This is a genomic window from Rheinheimera tangshanensis (genome assembly GCF_014645135.1).
GTDB lineage: Bacteria > Pseudomonadota > Gammaproteobacteria > Enterobacterales > Alteromonadaceae > Pararheinheimera > Pararheinheimera tangshanensis.
Window position 1 is genome coordinate 470,641 of sequence record NZ_BMLH01000002.1, and the last position, 18,361, is coordinate 489,001.

The 18,361-nt window shown below is 48.6% G+C and carries 16 protein-coding genes and 1 other RNA gene; all 17 read left to right on the top strand.

The window, feature by feature from the left end; translation table 11 throughout:
- The first annotated feature begins 5 nt into the window (after window positions 1-5).
- The 17 genes from rnpB (at window position 6) to ftsA (ending at window position 18,336) form a co-directional block, all read left to right on the top strand.
- An RNA gene (rnpB, locus tag IEW88_RS06670) (RNase P RNA component class A) lies at window positions 6-361 on the top strand.
- A 78-nt stretch (window positions 362-439) separates the two neighbouring features.
- Complete coding sequence (chrA, locus tag IEW88_RS06675; RefSeq protein ID WP_147903566.1) at window positions 440-1,783, top strand: chromate efflux transporter; 1,344 nt, start codon at window positions 440-442, stop codon at window positions 1,781-1,783.
- Window positions 1,783-2,409 (top strand): flavin reductase family protein, encoded by a 627-nt coding sequence (locus IEW88_RS06680; protein ID WP_147903567.1) that lies wholly within the window; start codon window positions 1,783-1,785, stop codon window positions 2,407-2,409. The genes chrA and IEW88_RS06680 overlap by 1 nt, the downstream gene beginning before the upstream one ends.
- A gap of 572 nt (window positions 2,410-2,981) precedes the next feature.
- Complete coding sequence (gene mraZ / locus IEW88_RS06685; protein ID WP_053424135.1) at window positions 2,982-3,446, top strand: division/cell wall cluster transcriptional repressor MraZ; 465 nt, start codon at window positions 2,982-2,984, stop codon at window positions 3,444-3,446.
- A complete protein-coding gene (gene rsmH, locus IEW88_RS06690; RefSeq protein WP_147903568.1) occupies window positions 3,446-4,384 on the top strand; it encodes a 16S rRNA (cytosine(1402)-N(4))-methyltransferase RsmH in 939 nt (312 codons plus the stop codon). Before mraZ ends, rsmH begins: the two co-directional genes overlap by 1 nt.
- The gene (ftsL, locus tag IEW88_RS06695) at window positions 4,381-4,689 is read left to right on the top strand and encodes a cell division protein FtsL (RefSeq protein ID WP_147903569.1); all 309 of its coding nucleotides are present in this window, start codon (window positions 4,381-4,383) and stop codon (window positions 4,687-4,689) included. The genes rsmH and ftsL overlap by 4 nt, the downstream gene beginning before the upstream one ends.
- A complete protein-coding gene (locus IEW88_RS06700) occupies window positions 4,686-6,440 on the top strand; it encodes a penicillin-binding transpeptidase domain-containing protein (RefSeq protein ID WP_185148557.1) in 1,755 nt (584 codons plus the stop codon). The genes ftsL and IEW88_RS06700 overlap by 4 nt, the downstream gene beginning before the upstream one ends.
- Window positions 6,430-7,911 (top strand): UDP-N-acetylmuramoyl-L-alanyl-D-glutamate--2,6-diaminopimelate ligase, encoded by a 1,482-nt coding sequence (locus IEW88_RS06705; protein ID WP_147903570.1) that lies wholly within the window; start codon window positions 6,430-6,432, stop codon window positions 7,909-7,911. The genes IEW88_RS06700 and IEW88_RS06705 overlap by 11 nt, the downstream gene beginning before the upstream one ends.
- Window positions 7,908-9,284 (top strand): UDP-N-acetylmuramoyl-tripeptide--D-alanyl-D-alanine ligase, encoded by a 1,377-nt coding sequence (locus IEW88_RS06710; RefSeq protein ID WP_147903571.1) that lies wholly within the window; start codon window positions 7,908-7,910, stop codon window positions 9,282-9,284. Before IEW88_RS06705 ends, IEW88_RS06710 begins: the two co-directional genes overlap by 4 nt.
- Window positions 9,278-10,360: a phospho-N-acetylmuramoyl-pentapeptide-transferase gene (gene mraY / locus IEW88_RS06715; RefSeq protein ID WP_053424140.1), complete on the top strand. Its 1,083-nt coding sequence runs from the start codon at window positions 9,278-9,280 to the stop codon at window positions 10,358-10,360. Before IEW88_RS06710 ends, mraY begins: the two co-directional genes overlap by 7 nt.
- A gap of 3 nt (window positions 10,361-10,363) precedes the next feature.
- Complete coding sequence (gene murD / locus IEW88_RS06720) at window positions 10,364-11,689, top strand: UDP-N-acetylmuramoyl-L-alanine--D-glutamate ligase (protein ID WP_147903572.1); 1,326 nt, start codon at window positions 10,364-10,366, stop codon at window positions 11,687-11,689.
- Complete coding sequence (gene ftsW / locus IEW88_RS06725; protein WP_147903573.1) at window positions 11,686-12,885, top strand: putative lipid II flippase FtsW; 1,200 nt, start codon at window positions 11,686-11,688, stop codon at window positions 12,883-12,885. The genes murD and ftsW overlap by 4 nt, the downstream gene beginning before the upstream one ends.
- On the top strand, window positions 12,878-13,993 hold the full coding sequence (gene murG, locus IEW88_RS06730; protein ID WP_147903574.1) for an undecaprenyldiphospho-muramoylpentapeptide beta-N-acetylglucosaminyltransferase: 1,116 nt from the start codon (window positions 12,878-12,880) through the stop codon (window positions 13,991-13,993). The genes ftsW and murG overlap by 8 nt, the downstream gene beginning before the upstream one ends.
- Window positions 13,990-15,432: a UDP-N-acetylmuramate--L-alanine ligase gene (murC, locus tag IEW88_RS06735; protein WP_147903575.1), complete on the top strand. Its 1,443-nt coding sequence runs from the start codon at window positions 13,990-13,992 to the stop codon at window positions 15,430-15,432. The genes murG and murC overlap by 4 nt, the downstream gene beginning before the upstream one ends.
- A 3-nt stretch (window positions 15,433-15,435) precedes the next feature.
- The gene (locus IEW88_RS06740) at window positions 15,436-16,350 is read left to right on the top strand and encodes a D-alanine--D-alanine ligase (RefSeq protein WP_147903576.1); all 915 of its coding nucleotides are present in this window, start codon (window positions 15,436-15,438) and stop codon (window positions 16,348-16,350) included.
- Window positions 16,351-16,367: 17 nt separating this feature from the next.
- The gene (locus IEW88_RS06745) at window positions 16,368-17,123 is read left to right on the top strand and encodes a cell division protein FtsQ/DivIB (RefSeq protein ID WP_229670334.1); all 756 of its coding nucleotides are present in this window, start codon (window positions 16,368-16,370) and stop codon (window positions 17,121-17,123) included.
- Window positions 17,101-18,336, top strand: a complete 1,236-nt coding sequence (gene ftsA, locus IEW88_RS06750; RefSeq protein WP_053424145.1) for a cell division protein FtsA — start codon at window positions 17,101-17,103, stop codon at window positions 18,334-18,336. Before IEW88_RS06745 ends, ftsA begins: the two co-directional genes overlap by 23 nt.
- The last annotated feature ends 25 nt before the right edge of the window (window positions 18,337-18,361 follow it).

The following is an 18,361-nucleotide window of genomic DNA, read 5'->3' on the forward strand; positions in this document are numbered from 1 at the left end:
GCCGTGAGTTGGCCCAGACAATCGCTGCCTGCGTAAGCAGGGGGAGGAAAGTCCGGGCTCCATAGGGCAGGGTGCCAGGTAACGCCTGGGGGGCGCGAGCCTACGACTAGTGCAACAGAGAGCAAACCGCCGATGGCCCACGCAAGTGGGATCAGGTAAGGGTGAAAGGGTGCGGTAAGAGCGCACCGCGCGACTGGTAACAGTTCGTGGCACGGTAAACTCCACCCGGAGCAAGACCAAATAGGCCCCCATTGGCGCGGCCCGCGTTGGGGGCGGGTAGGTTGCTTGAGGCGTGCGGTGACGTACGTCCTAGAGGAATGATTGTCCACGACAGAACCCGGCTTAACGGGCCGACTCACACCTTTCTTTTTTAACAAGGTAGCTAGCCTTGTGTCAATTTTGCTAGTCTTGCTGCCTCTGTTCTTTCGTTCTGATTGTTATGCAAACAAAAAAATCTTCGATACCTGAATCCATCCCCTTCTGGCAAGCCTTCTGGTTCTGGTTAAAGCTGGGCTGTATCAGCTTTGGTGGGCCTGCGGGGCAGATTGCTATTATGCATACTGAGCTGGTGGAAAAACGCCGCTGGATCAGTGAAGGGCGGTTTTTGCATGCGCTGAATTATTGCATGTTGCTGCCTGGGCCTGAAGCACAGCAACTGGCGACCTACTTAGGCTGGCTGATGCACCGTACTTTAGGTGGGGTGGTAGCGGGTCTGTTATTTATACTACCTTCATTAGTGTTACTGGTGCTGCTGTCCTGGGGGTATCTGGTCTACGGTGAACATCCTTGGGTTGCTGCTATTTTTTATGGCATCAAACCTGCTGTAGCTGCGATCGTCTTACACGCAGCCTGGCGGATAGGGGGGCGGGTTATGAAACATCCGTTGCTTTGGGCTATAGCTACTGCGGCTTTTGTTGCTATTTTTGCCTTAAAGCTACCCTTTCCGCTGATTGTTATAGCAGCGGCCATTATTGGTTTTATCGGCAGTAAATTCGTGCCCGCCGCTTTTTCCGGCAGTGCACACACAAGTGCGCAGAAAAGTTATGGCCCGGCTTTAATTGACGACAGCACGCCAACACCGCCTCATGCCTTGTTCCGCTGGAGCCGTTTTAGTCTGGTGTTATGCTGTGGTGTTTTGCTTTGGGCTTTGCCTATGGCGGCCTTGACTCTGAGCCTCGGCTGGCAGCATCAACTGACGCAAATGAGTTGGTTTTTTACTAAAGCGGCTTTGCTGACTTTTGGTGGTGCTTATGCGGTATTGCCTTATGTCTATCAGGGCGCTGTCGATAAATTTGGTTGGTTAACGCCTGGGCAAATGATGGATGGATTGGCATTGGGTGAAACTACGCCAGGTCCACTGATTATGGTGGTGGTCTTTGTTGCATTTGTCGGGGCTTATGTCGCGGCCAGCTTTGGACCTGATTTGATGTTGTTTGCTGGAGTCACTGCGGCGCTACTGGTGACCTGGTTTACCTTTTTGTCTTCCTTTATTTTTATTCTGGCTGGTGGTCCTTTGGTGGAATCCACTCAAGGCAAGCTGCAACTGACCGCACCATTAACTGCCATTAGTGCCGCAGTGGTGGGTGTTATTGTCAATTTAGCGCTGTTTTTTGCTTATCATGTGCTTTGGCCTGCAGGTTTTTCCGCCACTTTTGATTGGCAAGCCGGCCTTATTACCGTACTGGCTGCATTGGCATTGTTTGTGGCCAAACAGGATGTGATGCGGGTGATAGTTGGTGCTGCCATAGCGGGACTGTTGTTGTCTTTTTGGAGTTTTAATTAATGTGGATTGATTTGAATCAGCTGGATGCATCAAAAGCTTATAAGCTGCTCACCAGTACTATAACGCCGCGCCCCATTGCCTGGGTTTCTAGTTTGTCTGTAGACGGAGTACTGAATCTGGCGCCCTTTAGCTTTTTTCAAATGGTGACGGATCAGCCTCCTACTTTGATGATTTCCACTCAGCATAAAGCCGATGGCAGTCGTAAAGATACCAGCTTAAATATCGAAGCTACCCGCGATTTTGTCGTTAATCTGGTGCCATTTGCGCTGGCGAATGAGATGAATATCAGCGCTGCGGCTGTACCTGGGGATCAAAGCGAATTTGACTTAGCGCGACTGGAGCAAGCTCCATCCAGCCAGATTCAAGTACCTCGTGTGGCTTTAGCTCCGGTGGCGCTTGAATGCCGCCTAGCGAAGCTACAACCTTATCCGCCGGAAAACCCAAGCTGTGAAGTGATTTTTGCAGAGGTACTGGCGTTATACATTAATCCTGCGATATTGGACGCCAATGGCTTACCTGATCCATACAAAATGGATTTGATCAGTCGTATTGGCGGTTCAGGTTACAGCAGGGTTGCTGCTGATATATTTCAATTAGCCCGACCTGCTTCGGCAGTCCGTCGCTGAACTTCCTGTTTTTAGCCCTGACTCTGTCACCAGCGTCAGGGCTTTTTTATTGTTAGTTGTGAGCGCTTGCTAACTTCATGAGTCTTTTTTTTATTGGTTTTTTCTTTGGCTTTTATCCATTTTACTCAGGTTTCCAGCTTTGATCTTCGTTGTTGTCAGTTATTGTGTTTTTTAGCCTTTACCTTGTTCTCTTTAAGTATTCATGGATAAGTATCTTTTTTTTATCAAATAGAATCATAGAGTTATTTGATTTTTTTGATTTCAGAAATGGATGCCTCCAGGTGAGGAGATGCAGCTTGGTCGCATACCTATGGTCGTTAGTCTAAGAAGGTTGGTTATGCGTAACTTAATAAAAAATTTCAAAGTATTTTAAAGTTTTTTTCTTCCACTTTTTCCCACAGAAATCAGGATCTTCGCGCTAAGCCTTGTTTTTACTGGATCTATCAAGATCAAACAAAGGGGTTTTCACCTTGACAAGCTTTCTTCTGCAGCCCTAAACTGTACATCAGTGGGAAATTGTGGGTATTTGTGGATCAAATATCAGGATCAAACAACAAGAAAGTGGGATTAACATGTTCCGTGGGTCGTTTTCTTTAACATTGGATGATAAGGGTCGGTTAGCGCTACCAACGCGTTACCGCGATACCTTATTTGCTGATGCTGAAGGGGCCATGGTTTGTACTATTCACACCAAAGATCCTTGCTTGCTGCTCTATCCATTACCTGAATGGGAAGACGTTGCAGAACAACTGCAGCGTTTATCCAACCAAAACCCACAAGAGTTGCGCTTCAAACGTTTATTGATAGGCCACGCGTCGGATTGTGACATGGATAAAAGCGGCCGCATTCTATTACCTGCGCCACTAAGAAGCCATGCCAGTCTGACAAAAAACATCCGCTTAGTCGGACAACTTAACAAATTCGAGATTTGGGACGAAGAGACATGGAACAAACGTGTTGCCGAAGATATGGCAATCGAACGTGATATGTCTGCTGATGCTGAGATCTCCGAGCGGCTGCAGGATTTTGTACTCTGATGGAGCAAAGCGCCCATATCTCCGTGCTATTGGCCGAGACCATAGACGGATTAGCCATTAAACCCGACGGGATTTATCTCGACGGTACTTTTGGCCGTGGTGGTCATAGCAGAGTGATTTTATCCAAATTAGGCGAACAAGGCCGTTTGTATGCTATCGATCGCGATCCTGCTGCTATTGCCGCCGCAGAGCCTTTATTAGCCGATCCGCGTTTTTCTATTACCCACAGTCCTTTTGCTGCTTTGGCCCAAATCGCTGAAGACCACGGCATTAGCGGCAAAGTGGACGGCATACTGCTGGATTTAGGTGTGTCTTCACCTCAGCTCGATGATGCTGAACGTGGTTTCAGCTTTATGCGTGATGGCCCGCTGGATATGCGGATGGACCCTACATCAGGTATCTCTGCTGCTGACTGGCTGGCTAAAGCCGATGTGGAAGACATTACTTTTGTATTACGCGAATATGGCGAAGAAAAATCAGCCTGGCGTATTGCCAATGCCATAGTGGATAGCCGCAGTGAGCAACCACTGACCCGCACAGCTCAACTGGCCAGCTTAATCAGCACAGTGGTGCCAAAAAGCCATAAAGAGAAAAAGCATCCTGCGACACGCAGTTTTCAGGGCATTCGCATTTATATCAACAGCGAACTGGATCAGATCAAAACTGCACTGGATGCTGCTGTGCAGGTGTTAAAACCTGGCGGCCGTTTAACAGTGATTAGCTTCCATTCGCTGGAAGATCGGATGGTGAAACAGTTTATGCGCTTAAAAAGCAAAGGCGCTGCCATTCCTAAAGGTTTGCCATTAACGCAAGATCAACTGAATCTGTATACCCCGTTAAAGCTAATTGGCAAAGCCATTATGCCGTCTGATGCCGAGCTGGAACACAACGTCAGAGCTCGCAGTGCTGTATTGCGTATAGCGGAGAAAACCGCATGAGCGCCATCAAACTGAACCGTCTGATTGTAAGCGACATCTGGCAGCATAAATTTCTGCTGGTGTTGATCCTATGCTGTTTAGGCTCAGCTTTAGCCGTGGTGGAGTTCACTCATATGAACCGCCAGCTAACCATGTATGAAGATAGAATTTTGCAACAACGCGACACCTTAGAAATGGAGTGGCGTAATTTATTGCTGGAGCAAAGGGCCTTGTCTGAACACAGCAGGGTGGAAGAGCTGGCAGCGACCAAACTGAATATGGTCAGGCCCAGCGGCCCGCAAGATGTGGTGGTGCAGGAACCATGATAAAGAAACCCGCAGCACCTAAAAAGCAGGCAAAAAAGAATCAACAGCCGACTGTCATCAGTTGGCGTTTTGCTTTTGTGATTGTGTCCTTATTTGCAGTATTCGGTGGCCTGATTATCCGTGCGGCTTACTTGCAGGTGTTAGAACCTGAAATGCTGCTGGAACAGGGCGATATGCGGACCTTAAGGGTAAAATCTGACGCTGCGATGCGTGGCATGATTTTAGACCGTAACGGCGAAGAACTGGCTGTTAGTGTGCCAGTTCAGTCGATTTGGGCAGACCCGCAACTGGTGATCCGCAACAGACACAAAATTGATGAACGTCGTTGGCATGCGCTGGCCGATATGCTGCAGATCAGTCCGCAGCAACTGTCGGATAAAATTGGTGCCGATGACTCCAAACGTTTTGTTTATCTGCAACGTCAGGCCAGTCCCGCTACTGTCGATTACATCAAACAGTTGAAAATTCCGGGCATTGCCTTTCAGCAGGAATCACGCCGTTATTATCCTGCCGGTGAAGTGACTGCACATTTGTTAGGTTTTACCAATGTCGACGATCAGGGCATGGAAGGTATTGAGCGGCAGTTTAACGACGTGTTAACCGGTAAACCTGCACTAAAAACCATACGTAAAGATGCCAAAGGCCGTGAAATTGAAGTGCTGTCACAAACCGATGGCCAGGCGTCGAATAATATTCAATTGAGTATCGACCAGCGTATTCAGGCCGTAGCCTACCGTGAACTGAAAAAAGCTGTGATGCAGTTTGGCGCGACTTCTGGTTCTGTGGTGGTCGTGGATGTGCATAACGGTGAAGTGCTGGCGCTGGCTAATGCACCTTCGTACAACCCAAATAACAGAAAAAATACCGACAGCAACAGATATCGGAATCGTGCTATTACCGATACGTTCGAGCCAGGTTCTACCATCAAACCCTTGCCTGTATTAGCGGCTTTGGAGAATGGTACAGCGACTATGGATACCGTTATTTCAACAGGTTATGGCCCGGTGCGTATTGGCGGTCGTTTAGTGCGGGATATCAATGGCTACGGCGATTTAGATTTAACCGGCATTATGCGCAAATCCAGTAACATAGGGGTGACGCGTTTAGCTTTGGGTCTGCCAACTGACAAGTTTCTTGATATGTATTACAAGATGGGTGTGGGTTCAGAAACAGGTTTAGGCCTGACTGGCGAGACTCCTGGGGTCCTGCGTGAACAGCGCCGTTGGGGCGAGCACGCGTTAGCCACTATCTCTTTTGGTTATAGCTTTACGGTCAATGCGGTGCAGCTGGCTCGTATTTACGCCACTATCGCCAATGGCGGTGTGTCTTATCCGTTATCTATTTTCAAAAGTCATAAAAAGCCTTTAGGGGAACGAGTGGTCAGCGAAGAGCATGCTGACAACATGGTTGCCATGCTGGAAGCTGTGGTTGGGCCTGGCGGTAGTGCGAAAAAAGCTGCGGTGCCGGGTTACCGTGTAGGTGGTAAAACAGGGACTGCGAAAAAAGCTGGTATTCGTGGTTACAGCGATGATTACATTGGATCTTTCGCTGGTATTGCTCCTATTTCAAACCCTCGTATTGCTGTGGTGGTGATTATTAATGAACCCAGCGGTGATTATTACTACGGTGGTGAAGTGGCCGCTCCTGTATTCTCAGCAGTCTCTGGCGCTGCGTTGCAGTTACTCAATATAGCGCCAGATGCCAACGACAGTCGTATTACCAAAGTCAGTGGGGTGCCTAATGCCGGCTAACTTACTGCAGCAGTGGCTGACTCCTTTTAAAATCCAGCTGCCAGTGTCAATCGCAGCTTTGCCATTACAGCATTTACGTATCAATAGCGCTGAAGTGCAAAAGGGCGATGCGTTTCTGGCCCTGCCTGGCACTAAGACTCATGGTAATCAGTTTATTGAAAAAGCTTTAGCAGCAGGTGCAGTGTTAGTGCTGACTGATACTCAGCCTGCGCTGAATGATCAGCGTATTGTAGTTGTACCTCAGCTAGTTGAACTGCTGAGCGCTTTAGCAGCAGCTTTTTATCCGCATGATGCTCAAAAACTGGTGGGTATTACCGGCACCAACGGTAAATCCAGTACTGCTATTTTTGTCAATCAGCTGGCCGTGTTGTTACAGCAACCAGGCGCCGTGATTGGCACTTTGGGTTATGGTGATTATCGTCATCTGACGCCACTGAATAACACCACACCACATCTGGTGGATATTCACCGTATTCTGCATAGCATCCAGAGCACAAAAGCTGTTCAAGGCGATACGCTGGTGGCGATGGAAGTATCTTCGCATGCCTTAGTGCAACAGCGTGTCGCTGGTCTGCAGTTTGAAGTGGCTGTGTTTACCAATTTAACCCGCGATCACCTGGATTATCACGGCACTATGCAAGCCTACGGCGAAGCCAAGGCTTTGTTGTTTCAAGCGGATTTAGCCAAAACAGCTGTGATTAATGTTTCCGATGAGTTTGGTCGCCAATTAGCTGCGGACTGCACTCTGCCTGTACTGGCTTATGGTCAGTTAAAAGATTGTGTTGGCTATAACGAATATTTAGCTTATGACCAATTGGAAATTACCCCGCAAGGTTATCAGTTCCGTTTAACCAGCCATTTAGGTCAACAGCAGCTGCAACTGAAAGTGCTGGGTGAATTTAATATTCAAAACGTATTAGCGGCCATGGGCGCCATGCTGCAGTTAGGTTATAGCTTTGAGGCTTTAGTCCGGGCTGTGCAGCAATTGAGCAGTGTACCGGGCCGTATCGAGCAGTTTTATCAAGCACGTCGCAAGGTGATGGCTGTGGTGGATTATGCCCATACGCCGGATGCGCTGGAACAAAGCTTAATCGCAGTTCGTCACCATTGTCAGGGCCAGCTTTGGGTGGTGTTTGGTTGTGGTGGCGACCGCGACAAAGGCAAACGTCCTTTAATGGGGGCAATCGCAGAGCGATTAGCGGATCAGCTGATTATCACGGCAGATAACCCACGCACTGAAGATGTGATGGCGATTTGTCTGGATATAGCAGCAGGCTGCACAGAGCAGCAGTATCAGCTGATTACTGATCGTAAAACAGCGATACGTACTGCTTTAGAACAAGCCAAAACCGGTGATCTGGTGCTGATCGCTGGCAAAGGGCATGAAGATTATCAAATCATTGGCCATGAAGTTTTACCCTACGACGAACGTGCCTTTGTCAGACAACTGGTGACGGAGACTGCTTTATGATCCCTTTACAAACAAAAGAAATAGCACAGTTAGTGCAGGGACAACTGGTTGGCGCTGATATTCAGATCCAAAGCGTCAGTACAGACAGCCGCAATATCAATCAGGGCGATTTATTTATTGCCTTAAAAGGCCCGAACTTTGACGGTCATCAGTTTGCCGCCGACGTGATTGCCAAGGGCGCTGTGGCTTTGATTGTAGAGCAGCAGTTGGACCTTGCTGTGCCGCAAATTATTGTTGCCGATACCCGATTGGCGTTGGGAGCTTTAGGCGCTGCGGTAAAACACAAGGTCAATCCTAAGTCTGTGGCTGTCACAGGCAGTGTAGGTAAAACCACAGTCAAAGAAATGATGGCTGCTATTTTGGACCGCATCGGTAATGTACTGGCGACCGCCGGTAACTTTAATAACGATATCGGTGCGCCTTTAACCTTATTACGTTTAACAGAGCAGCACCAGTATGCTGTGATGGAGCTTGGCGCTAATCATTTAGGTGAAATTGCTTATACCTCGTCTTTAGTAAAACCTGAAGTGTCCATTATCACCAATGTGGCAGCCGCTCATTTGGAAGGCTTTGGCGATTTGTTTGGTGTCGCCCGGGCCAAAGGCGAAATTTATGGCTCTTTGGGCTCAGATGGTGTGGCTATAGTGCCGCTGGACAGCGAGTTTTCCGGGTATTGGTTAAAACGTTTACAGGACAAAAAGGTACTGACTTTCAGCAGTACTCAAGCCGCTGATTTCAGCGCTGAACATATAGTGCTGAATGAACAGGGTTGTGCCAGTTTTGATTTAGTTTGCCCACAAGGCCGGATTTTTATTCAGCTGGTATTGCCTGGTAAACACAATGTCGCCAATGCGTTAGCTGCTGCTGCCGCCACTTTGACCTTAGGTGCCAGCCTTACTGATGTGCAGTTAGGTTTAGCGGCAATGAAGCCAGTCAAAGGCCGTATTAATGTCACGCAAGCCAGCGATAAGTTGCGGCTGATTGACGATACCTACAATGCGAATTCTGAATCGACCAAAGCCGCCATCGACTTATTAGCCACTTATCCTGGCTTTAGAGTTTTAGTTTTTGGTGATATGGGCGAACTGGGCGCTGATGCCCGTTTGTATCATGAAGAAGTAGGTTTATACGCCAAACAAAAGGGGATTAATCTGTTATTCACCCTGGGTGTGTTATCACAGAGCGCCAGTGATTTATTTAACGGCCAAGGTGCCCATTTTAGTTCCCGTCAGCAACTGATCCAAAAGTTAAGCCCGATCCTTGATGAGCAGTCCGATGCGACTGTGCTGGTCAAAGGTTCGCGCAGCGCCAAAATGGAATTGGTCGTGCAGGACTTGCTAGAGAGATGTCAGCAGGAGATCAGCCCATGTTAGTGTGGTTAGCCGAGTATTTAACTCAATATATCAATGCCTTTAACGTATTCAGTTACCTGACCTTCAGGTCTATTCTGGGTATTTTAACGGCTTTAATGTTAAGCCTGTACCTGGGGCCTAAGCTGATCGCCAAACTGCAGCTGCTGCAAATAGGTCAAACGGTACGGGATGATGGCCCGCAAAGTCACTTCTCGAAAAAAGGCACCCCAACTATGGGCGGTTTGCTGATTTTAGGTTCGGTACTAACCAGTATTCTGTTATGGGCCGACCTGGCGAATAAATATGTCTGGGTGGTGATTTTTACGCTGGTCAGCTTTGGCTGGATTGGTTTTATTGACGATTACCGCAAAGTAGTGCGTAAAGATCCAAAAGGCCTTATTGCCAAGTGGAAATACTTCTGGCAATCCCTGTTTGCTGTGGCTATTGCATTTTTCCTGTATGCCACGGCAGAACGTCCGGCTGAAACCAGTTTAGTGGTGCCGTTTATTAAAGATGTGCTGCCACAGTTGGGCTTTATCTTTATTGCTTTGTGTTACTTCGTCATTGTGGGTACCAGCAACGCGGTGAATTTAACTGATGGTTTAGACGGTTTAGCCATAGTGCCAACCATTATGGTGGCTTTTGCTTTTGCCATCATTGCCTATGCCAGCGGTAACGTGAATTTTGCCAATTACCTGAATATTCCTTATCTGCCCCATGCCAGTGAGCTGGTAGTGGTTTGTGCTGCATTAGTAGGCGCTGGCCTGGGTTTCCTCTGGTTTAACACTTATCCGGCTCAGGTTTTTATGGGCGATGTAGGCTCTTTGGCCCTGGGGGCAGTGCTGGGTGTGATTGCCATTTTAGTCCGTCAGGAAATTGTGCTCTTTATTATGGGCGGTGTGTTTGTGATGGAAACTGTGTCTGTGATTTTGCAGGTCGGTTCTTACAAATTACGCGGCCAGCGAATTTTCCGTATGGCACCTATTCACCACCATTACGAATTAAAAGGCTGGCCTGAGCCCCGCGTTATAGTGCGGTTCTGGATCTTGTCCGTCATTTTTGTGCTGATTGGTTTAGCTACTTTAAAACTGAGATAAAACATGAACGCTAAGTTGTTTCAGGGAAAACGTGTTGCTGTGATAGGACTAGGCCTTTCAGGTCTGGCCACAGTACGCTTTTTGCTGAAACAAGGCGTCAAACCTGTTCTGATGGATACCCGCTTAAAAGTGGCAGGGCTGGAACAGATCCCAACTGACAAAGTGGACGGGATTTATTTAGGTGAGCTGGATGCCAATCGTCTGGCTCATATGGACGTGTTAGTCGTGAGTCCTGGCTTAGATCCTAAGCACCCGGCTATACGTTTTGCCCTGGCGCAAGGCGCCCATCTGATTGGTGATGTCGAGCTGTTTGCACTGCAAAATCAAAAACCAGTGCTGGCTATCACCGGTTCTAATGGTAAGTCGACAGTCACCAGTTTAACCGCGCATATGCTGCAGTGCTCTGGCCTACGGGCGGTCGCAGCTGGCAATATTGGTTTGCCTATTCTGGATGCGCTGCAAAGTGATGCTGAAGTGTTTGTGTTGGAACTCTCGAGCTTCCAACTGGATACCACGCATTCATTACACAGCAAAGCGGCCTGTATTCTCAATGTGACTGAAGATCATATGGACAGATACGGCACTATGGCCGCTTATGCTGCATCGAAACAACGGGTCTATCAGGGCACTGAACTGGCGATTTACAATAAGGCCGATGCTTTGACCACACCACAAACTTCAGTGGCAGCTCTGGCTTTAGATTTAGCAGGTTCTGAATACGGCGTGATTCAACATCAGGGCGAGAGCTGGTTAGTAGTAGCTGGCTCTCCTTTAATGCCGGTGCGCGACATGACCATAGTGGGTCTGCATAACCAGTTTAATGCCTTGGCCAGCTGCGCTTTAGCTTTAGCCGCTGGTGCAAGCCGTGCTGGTTTAATTGATGCATTAAAAACCTTTGTTTCCTTGCCACACCGTTGCCAGTTAGTGCTGGATAATAAAGGCGTGCGTTGGGTTAATGACTCCAAAGCTACTAATGTCGGCGCAACTTTGGCTGCTATTGCTGGTTTGCGCGCAGAAGTGAAGGGCAAACTGATTTTAATAGCAGGTGGTGATGGCAAGGGTGCTGATTTCAGCGAATTAGCCACAGTGCTGAATACGGATGTCGATCACTTAATTACCTTAGGGCAGGATGGTCCAGCTATTGCTGCATTAAAAGCTGGCAGTTTTGAAGTGAAAGATTTAATGGCAGCGGTCAAAACTGCGGCGCAACTGGCTACTGCTGATGATCTGGTGTTGTTATCACCAGCCTGCGCCAGTTTAGATATGTTTAAAAATTACGAAGACCGTGGCCAGCAATTTGCCGCAGCGGTGCAGAAGGTGTGGTTATGAAGCAAATGCTGCTCAACCTGATCCCTTCACCCACTGCAGCTATAGCTCAGTGGTGGCAACGTGACGAAGCCAATAGCTACGACAAACTGTTTATGGTGCTGCTGGTTCTGGTGCTTGGTGTCGGCATTATTATGGTCACCAGCGCTTCAGTGCCTGTGGCTGAGCGCTTACATGGCAATCCGTTGCATTTTACCATCCGACATTTAGTGTATTTGTTGATAGGTTTTGCTGCAGCTTATATGGTGCTCAATGTGCCGGTGTCCTGGTGGCATAACACCAATATACTGCTATTGATGCTGGCCTTGGTACTGCTGATTGCGGTGTTATTGTTTGGTCGTAATGTCAATGGTTCCACTCGCTGGCTGGCATTGGGTCCTATCAATATTCAGGCGGCTGAACCTGCTAAGTTATTCTTTTTTGTCTACCTGTCCAGCTATCTGGTACGTAAGCATGAGGAAGTCAGAGAGAACATTAAAGGCTTTATCAAGCCACTGATCATTATGTTTATTCTGGCGGTTTTGCTGTTAATGCAACCTGACCTGGGAACAGTGATAGTGATGTTTGCCACTTCTGTGGTGCTGCTATTTTTAGCTGGCGCTAAATTATGGCAATTCTTTTGCCTGATTTTCACCGGTTTAGCTGCAATAGGCGTGTTGATTGTCTACAGCGAATACCGCTGGCGCCGGGTGACTTCGTTTTTAGACCCATGGGCCGATCCTTTTGGTAGTGGCTATCAGTTAACCCAATCCCTGATGGCGTTTGGCCGTGGCAGTTGGTTTGGTCAGGGCCTGGGTAACAGCGTGCAAAAACTCGAGTATTTACCCGAAGCCCATACCGACTTTATTTTTGCGGTGATTGCCGAAGAAACCGGCCTGATTGGGGTTTTTGTCGTGCTTTGCCTGCTGTTTTTATTGGTCAGTCGCGCCTTGTGGATCGGTAACAAAGCCTTGTTTAAAGGCATGAGTTTTCACGGCTTTTTAGCTTATGCCCTGGCGATTTGGATTGGTTTTCAAACCTGCGTCAATGTGGGTGTGGCGAGCGGTGTCTTACCCACTAAAGGTTTAACTTTGCCTTTTATCAGTTCAGGCGGTAGTAGTCTGATCATTATGTTAGTCGCGGCGGCTTTGTTAATTCGTATCGATTTTGAAGTGCGACTGAAAGGTCGGCATGCCATCAGCGGAGGTCCTCATGCCTGAGCTGATGCAGACTGCTGGTAAACAGCAAAAAACAGCGCTGATTATGGCAGGCGGTACCGGGGGGCATATTTTCCCTGCGAAAGCTGTAGCTGAACTATTAAAGCAACAAGGCTGGACTATTCATTGGCTGGGTACAGCGGACCGGATGGAAGCGACTTTGGTACCGCAGTTTGGTATCCCTTTTCACAGCATTGCTGTGGCTGGGTTACGCGGTAAAGGTGTAAAGAGCCTGCTCAAAGCGCCGCTGATGTTATGGCGCTCTGTCAGTCAGGCCCGGGCTTTGGTGAAGCAACTCAATCCAGAACTAGTGTTAGGTTTTGGCGGATATGCCAGTGGACCTGGTGGTTTAGCCGCCTGGTTAGCGGGTAAACCTTTGATAGTGCATGAGCAAAATGCAGTCGCAGGTACCACCAACAGACTGTTGGCGCGCATTGCGAAAAAAGTATTAGTGGCTTTTCCACAAGCCTTTGCTGATCGCAAAGACAGAGTAGTAGTGGGTAATCCTGTGCGTGCTGAAGTGCTGGCTGTGTCTGCCCAAAAACAACTGCAGACGCCAACAGCAAGCTTAAAAGTGTTAGTGGTAGGCGGCAGTTTAGGTGCGCAAGTGTTTAATCAGCAGTTACCGGCCTTGTTTGCGCAGGCTGCACAGTTTGGTGAACTGGAAATACGGCATCAGACCGGCAAGGCGATGGAGCAGCAAGTAAAGCAGGCCTATGCCGTTTTACCTGAGTTAAACGCTAGTGCCAGCGCTTTTATTGACGATATGGCGGCAGCTTACACCTGGGCTGATTTAGTGATTTGCCGCGCCGGAGCTTTAACCGTCTCTGAAGTGGCTTGTGCCGGGGTAGCGGCAGTCTTTGTACCTTTACCGTCCGCTATTGACGATCACCAAACCGCCAATGCCAGCTGGTTAGTGCAAAAACAAGGGGCGGTGTTACTGCCACAAAACGAATTCAGTAAAGGTGCGTTGTTGCCTTTACTTCAGTCCTGGTTGCAGGACAAAAGTGCACTGCGTCATTTGGCAAATAATGCCCGCAGAACAGCAATAGATGATGCCGCAGAACACGTTGTAAGAGTCTGTGGTGAAGTAATGGATAAGACTAAATGAGCAACCAACAAAATAAAAATGCAATGCGCAGAGTAGAGCGGATCCACTTCGTGGGGATCGGCGGCGCTGGTATGGGTGGTATTGCTGAAGTATTAGTCAATGAAGGTTATAAAGTTTCAGGTTCAGATATAGCTCCAAACCCTGTGGTCGACCGCTTGGCCTCGTTAGGTGCCTGTATTGTGATTGGCCATAAAGCTGAAAACATCCAAGGTGCTAGCGTTGTTGTGGTCTCCAGTGCTATTAAAACCGATAACCCTGAAGTGGCAGCTGCTCTTGAACACCGTATTCCGGTAGTACGCCGTGCTGAAATGCTGGCTGAACTCATGCGTTTTCGCCATGGTATTGCTATCGCCGGTACCCATGGTAAAACCACCACCACCAGCTTAATAGCTTCTATTTTTGCTGAAGCGGGCACAGATCCTACTTTTGTCATTGGTGGTTTACTGAATTCTGCCGGCACCAATGCACGTTTAGGTGCTGGCCGTTATTTAATTGCCGAAGCGGACGAGAGCGACGCCTCTTTCCTGCATTTACAGCCTATGGCGTCGGTGATCACCAATATCGAACCTGATCATATGGAAACTTATCAGGGTGACTTTGAAAAAATGAAAGCCACCTATCTGGAGTTTTGCCATAACCTGCCATTTTATGGTGTCGCTGTGATGTGTATCGACGATGCCGTGGTGCGTGAGCTGATCCCACAGATTGGCCGTTTTGTCATTACTTATGGTTTTAGCGAAGATGCGGATTATGTGATCAGCGACTTCGGTCAAACCGGCACTCAAAGCCATTTTGTTATTACCGATAAAAACGGTGTAGCCAGCCAAATCGAGTTGAACTTAGCCGGTCGCCACAATGCATTAAATGCAACCGCCGCTTTTGCAGTGGCCAAAGATGAAGGTATAGAACCCCCTGCTATTTTGGCTGCGCTGAAAAAATTCGAAGGTATAGGCCGTCGCTTTGAGCAGTACGGCGAGTTTGACACAGGCCGTGGCAAGGTGCTGCTGGTCGATGACTATGGCCACCATCCAAGCGAAGTGGCGGCTACGTTAGCTGCAGCACGCAACGCCTGGCCAGAGCGCCGTATTGTGATGGCGTATCAGCCACACAGGTACACCAGAACCCGTGATTTATACGAAGATTTCGCTAAAGTGCTGTCGTCAGTCGACTTATTGTTGTTGCTTGAAGTTTATGCCGCAGGCGAAGCCGCTATCCCAGGTGCTGACAGCCGCAGTTTATGCCGCTCTATTCGTGCCCGTGGTCAGTTGGACCCTATTTATGTAGCAACACCAGCTGATTTACCCGCTGCTTTAGCTGATGTGCTGCAGGACGGTGATGTGTTGCTGACCCAGGGCGCTGGCAATATAGGGGCACTGGCTAAACAACTAGCAGCATCTAAATTAGCAATTTCTGCATTAAAACCAAACGAGGGAGCTTGAAGTATGAGCAGCAAATTTGGCAAAGTAGCTGTGATGTTTGGTGGAACCTCGGCAGAACGTGAAGTGTCGTTACGTTCAGGTGCCGCTGTGCTGGCCGCTTTGCAAAAGCAAGGTGTCGACGCCCATGCTTTTGATCCAAAAGATCAGCCGTTAAGTGCTTTAACTTCTGCTGGTTTTGATCGGGTATTTATCGTACTGCATGGCCGTGGCGGTGAAGACGGTACTATGCAAGGTGCATTGCAGCTGATGGGCTTACCTTACACCGGTAGTCGCGTTTTAGGTTCAGCCCTGGCGATGGACAAAATCCGCTGCAAATGGCTATTTCAGGCACAAGGCTTACCTACAGCAAAATTTTTAGTGGCTGAAGCTGGAAAACAACTGAATTATCAGGATATTTTGCAGCAATTAGCTGGTAAAGTGATGGTGAAACCAGCGAATGAAGGCTCCAGTATCGGCATGAGTGCAGCAAGCACAGCCGAAGAACTGGAACAGGCATTGGCGGTTGCGACTAAATACGACTCAGATGTACTGGTTGAACAGTGGATCCAGGGCCGTGAATTTACGGTATCTATCCTCAATGGCAAAGCATTGCCAGTGGTGGAAATGCGTACTCCCCGCTCTTTTTATGATTATGAAGCCAAGTATCAGTCCAACAGCACTGAATACCTTTGTCCTGCGCCTTTGACAGCCGATCAGACTGCCTTTTTGCAACAAACTGCAGCTGCTGCCTTTACTGCAGTTGGTGCGTCAGGCTGGGGTCGTGTTGATGCAATGCTGGACGAGCAGGGTAATTTCTATCTGCTGGAAGTCAATACTGTGCCAGGCATGACAGAGAAGTCATTGGTGCCTATGGCGGCTAAAGCGGCGGGTTTAAGTTTTGAGCAGTTAGTTCTGCAGATTTTAGAACAGACCTTATGAGCAAAAACGGCAAGACAGTGAGCGCACCTATCAATAAAGCCTTCTGGGCTGGTGTCGCCTTTTTCTGTTTTGCCGTCTGGTTTGTTTGCTGGATGGGCTATCAGATCTGGCTCTGGAGTCAGGATCAACAAAGTGCACCTATCCAGCAAGTGAAGGTTTATGGCGATTTTTCTCAGATTGAAGCTGCAGCGTTAAATCAAAAGCTGCAACAACAGTATCTGGGTAACTTTTTTAATTTGAACGTGGATCAGGTGCAGCTGTTTCTGCAGCAACAACCCTGGGTAGCTCAGGCAGCCGTGCGCAAACAATGGCCTGATACGCTCGTGGTGGTGGTGACTGAACATAAGCCAGTCGCGGTATGGAATGACCAGTATTTACTCAATCAACAAGGTCAGATCTTTGTCGCTCCTGTTGCTGAACTAAAGCAGCCATTGCCAAAGTTACAAGGTCCGGACGGGGCCGAGCAGGATGCACTGACCATGTTCAATCAATTAAATCAAATGCTGAGTGTCCATCAGCATGCGGCAACAGGACTCACAGTGTCAGAGCGTCAAGCCTGGCAACTGAATTTAGCAGAGGGCATTCAATTGACTCTGGGCCGGGAAGATACGGCAAAGCGGGTGCAGCGGTTTATCGATTTGTACCCTGTGATTAGTAAACATAAAACTCAGGCAGTCGCCGAAGTTGATTTGCGTTATGACACAGGCGTCGCTGTACGTTGGGTCGAAGCGCCAGAACAAAGAGAACAAGATGACAAAGTCGACAGAACGTGATCTTATCGTTGGCTTAGATATAGGCACAGCACAGGTAAAAGCCTTAGTGGGCGAGATTACCGCTGACAATCAATTAAGCATTGTTGGTGTGGGGACTCATGTGGCCCGTGGTATGGACAAAGGTGGTGTCAACGATCTGAACCTGGTGGTGCAGTCTGTGCGCCGCGCCGTGGAAGAAGCCGAACTGATGGCCGATTGCCGCGTGTCTTCTGTGTATTTAGGTATTACCGGCAAACATATTCGTTGCCAGAACGAAAGTGGCATGGTGCCAATCAATGATGCCGAAGTGACAGCTGAAGATGTGATTAACGTCATTCATGCCGCCAAGTCAGTGCCTATTTCGGCTGAACGTCGCATGTTGCATGTGCTGCCACAGGAATTTTCAGTCGACATGCAGGAAGGCATTAAGAGCCCAATCGGCATGTCAGGGGTGCGGATGGAAGCCAAGGCTCACATCATCACGTGTGCCAATGATATGGCAAAAAATATCGAAAAATGTGCTGAGCGCTGCGAGCTGCATGTCGACCAGCTGATTTTCTCTTCATTGGCGTCAAGCTATGCGGTGCTGACGGATGATGAAAAAGAGCTGGGTGTCTGCGTTGTCGATATGGGTGGCGGCACTATAGATATCTCGGTCTTTACCAATGGTGCTTTGCGCCATACCGCAGTGATCCCGGTGGCCGGTAATCAGGTCACCAGCGATATTGCCAAAATCTTCCGCACGCCTTTAGGCCACGCCGAAGATATTAAAGTGCAATACGCCTGTGCACTGCGCAGCATGGTAGGTAAAGAAGAAAACATTGAAGTGCCAAGCGTGGGTGGTCGTCCGGCCCGCAGCATGTCACGCCATACCCTGGCAGAAGTGGTAGAACCGCGCTATCAGGAATTATTTGAACTGGTGCTGGAAGAAATCCGCAGCTCTGGTCTGGAAGAACAAATTGCCGCAGGCATAGTGCTGACCGGTGGAACCGCCAAAATGGAAGGTGCTATTGAGTTTGCTGAAGATGTGTTCCAGATGCCGGTGCGGTTGGGTTACCCGATTGGCATTACAGGTTTAAGAGAATATGTACAGGACCCGGCCTACGCCAGCGTAGTGGGTTTATTGATTTACGGAAAAGACATGCGGACCCAGCAGAAAAAAGCTGTTGCTGCCCGCGAGTCGGTCGGCGGCATGGTGAAACGTCTCACCAGCTGGTTTAAAGGCGAATTTTAACTTTTTTGAGTAAGCGTACTAAAAC

What these genes read in the sequence shown, in the direction of transcription:
- IEW88_RS06740 (WP_147903576.1), top strand. Translation starts at nt 15,436, where the DNA reads ATGAGCAGCAAATTTGGCAAAGTAGCTGTGATGTTTGGTGGAACCTCG.
- mraZ (WP_053424135.1), top strand. Translation starts at nt 2,982, where the DNA reads ATGTTCCGTGGGTCGTTTTCTTTAACATTGGATGATAAGGGTCGGTTA.
- ftsL (WP_147903569.1), top strand. Translation starts at nt 4,381, where the DNA reads ATGAGCGCCATCAAACTGAACCGTCTGATTGTAAGCGACATCTGGCAG.
- IEW88_RS06700 (WP_185148557.1), top strand. Translation starts at nt 4,686, where the DNA reads ATGATAAAGAAACCCGCAGCACCTAAAAAGCAGGCAAAAAAGAATCAA.
- IEW88_RS06680 (WP_147903567.1), top strand. Translation starts at nt 1,783, where the DNA reads ATGTGGATTGATTTGAATCAGCTGGATGCATCAAAAGCTTATAAGCTG.
- chrA (WP_147903566.1), top strand. Translation starts at nt 440, where the DNA reads ATGCAAACAAAAAAATCTTCGATACCTGAATCCATCCCCTTCTGGCAA.
- rsmH (WP_147903568.1), top strand. Translation starts at nt 3,446, where the DNA reads ATGGAGCAAAGCGCCCATATCTCCGTGCTATTGGCCGAGACCATAGAC.
- ftsW (WP_147903573.1), top strand. Translation starts at nt 11,686, where the DNA reads ATGAAGCAAATGCTGCTCAACCTGATCCCTTCACCCACTGCAGCTATA.
- murG (WP_147903574.1), top strand. Translation starts at nt 12,878, where the DNA reads ATGCCTGAGCTGATGCAGACTGCTGGTAAACAGCAAAAAACAGCGCTG.
- murC (WP_147903575.1), top strand. Translation starts at nt 13,990, where the DNA reads ATGAGCAACCAACAAAATAAAAATGCAATGCGCAGAGTAGAGCGGATC.
- IEW88_RS06705 (WP_147903570.1), top strand. Translation starts at nt 6,430, where the DNA reads ATGCCGGCTAACTTACTGCAGCAGTGGCTGACTCCTTTTAAAATCCAG.
- ftsA (WP_053424145.1), top strand. Translation starts at nt 17,101, where the DNA reads ATGACAAAGTCGACAGAACGTGATCTTATCGTTGGCTTAGATATAGGC.
- IEW88_RS06710 (WP_147903571.1), top strand. Translation starts at nt 7,908, where the DNA reads ATGATCCCTTTACAAACAAAAGAAATAGCACAGTTAGTGCAGGGACAA.
- murD (WP_147903572.1), top strand. Translation starts at nt 10,364, where the DNA reads ATGAACGCTAAGTTGTTTCAGGGAAAACGTGTTGCTGTGATAGGACTA.
- mraY (WP_053424140.1), top strand. Translation starts at nt 9,278, where the DNA reads ATGTTAGTGTGGTTAGCCGAGTATTTAACTCAATATATCAATGCCTTT.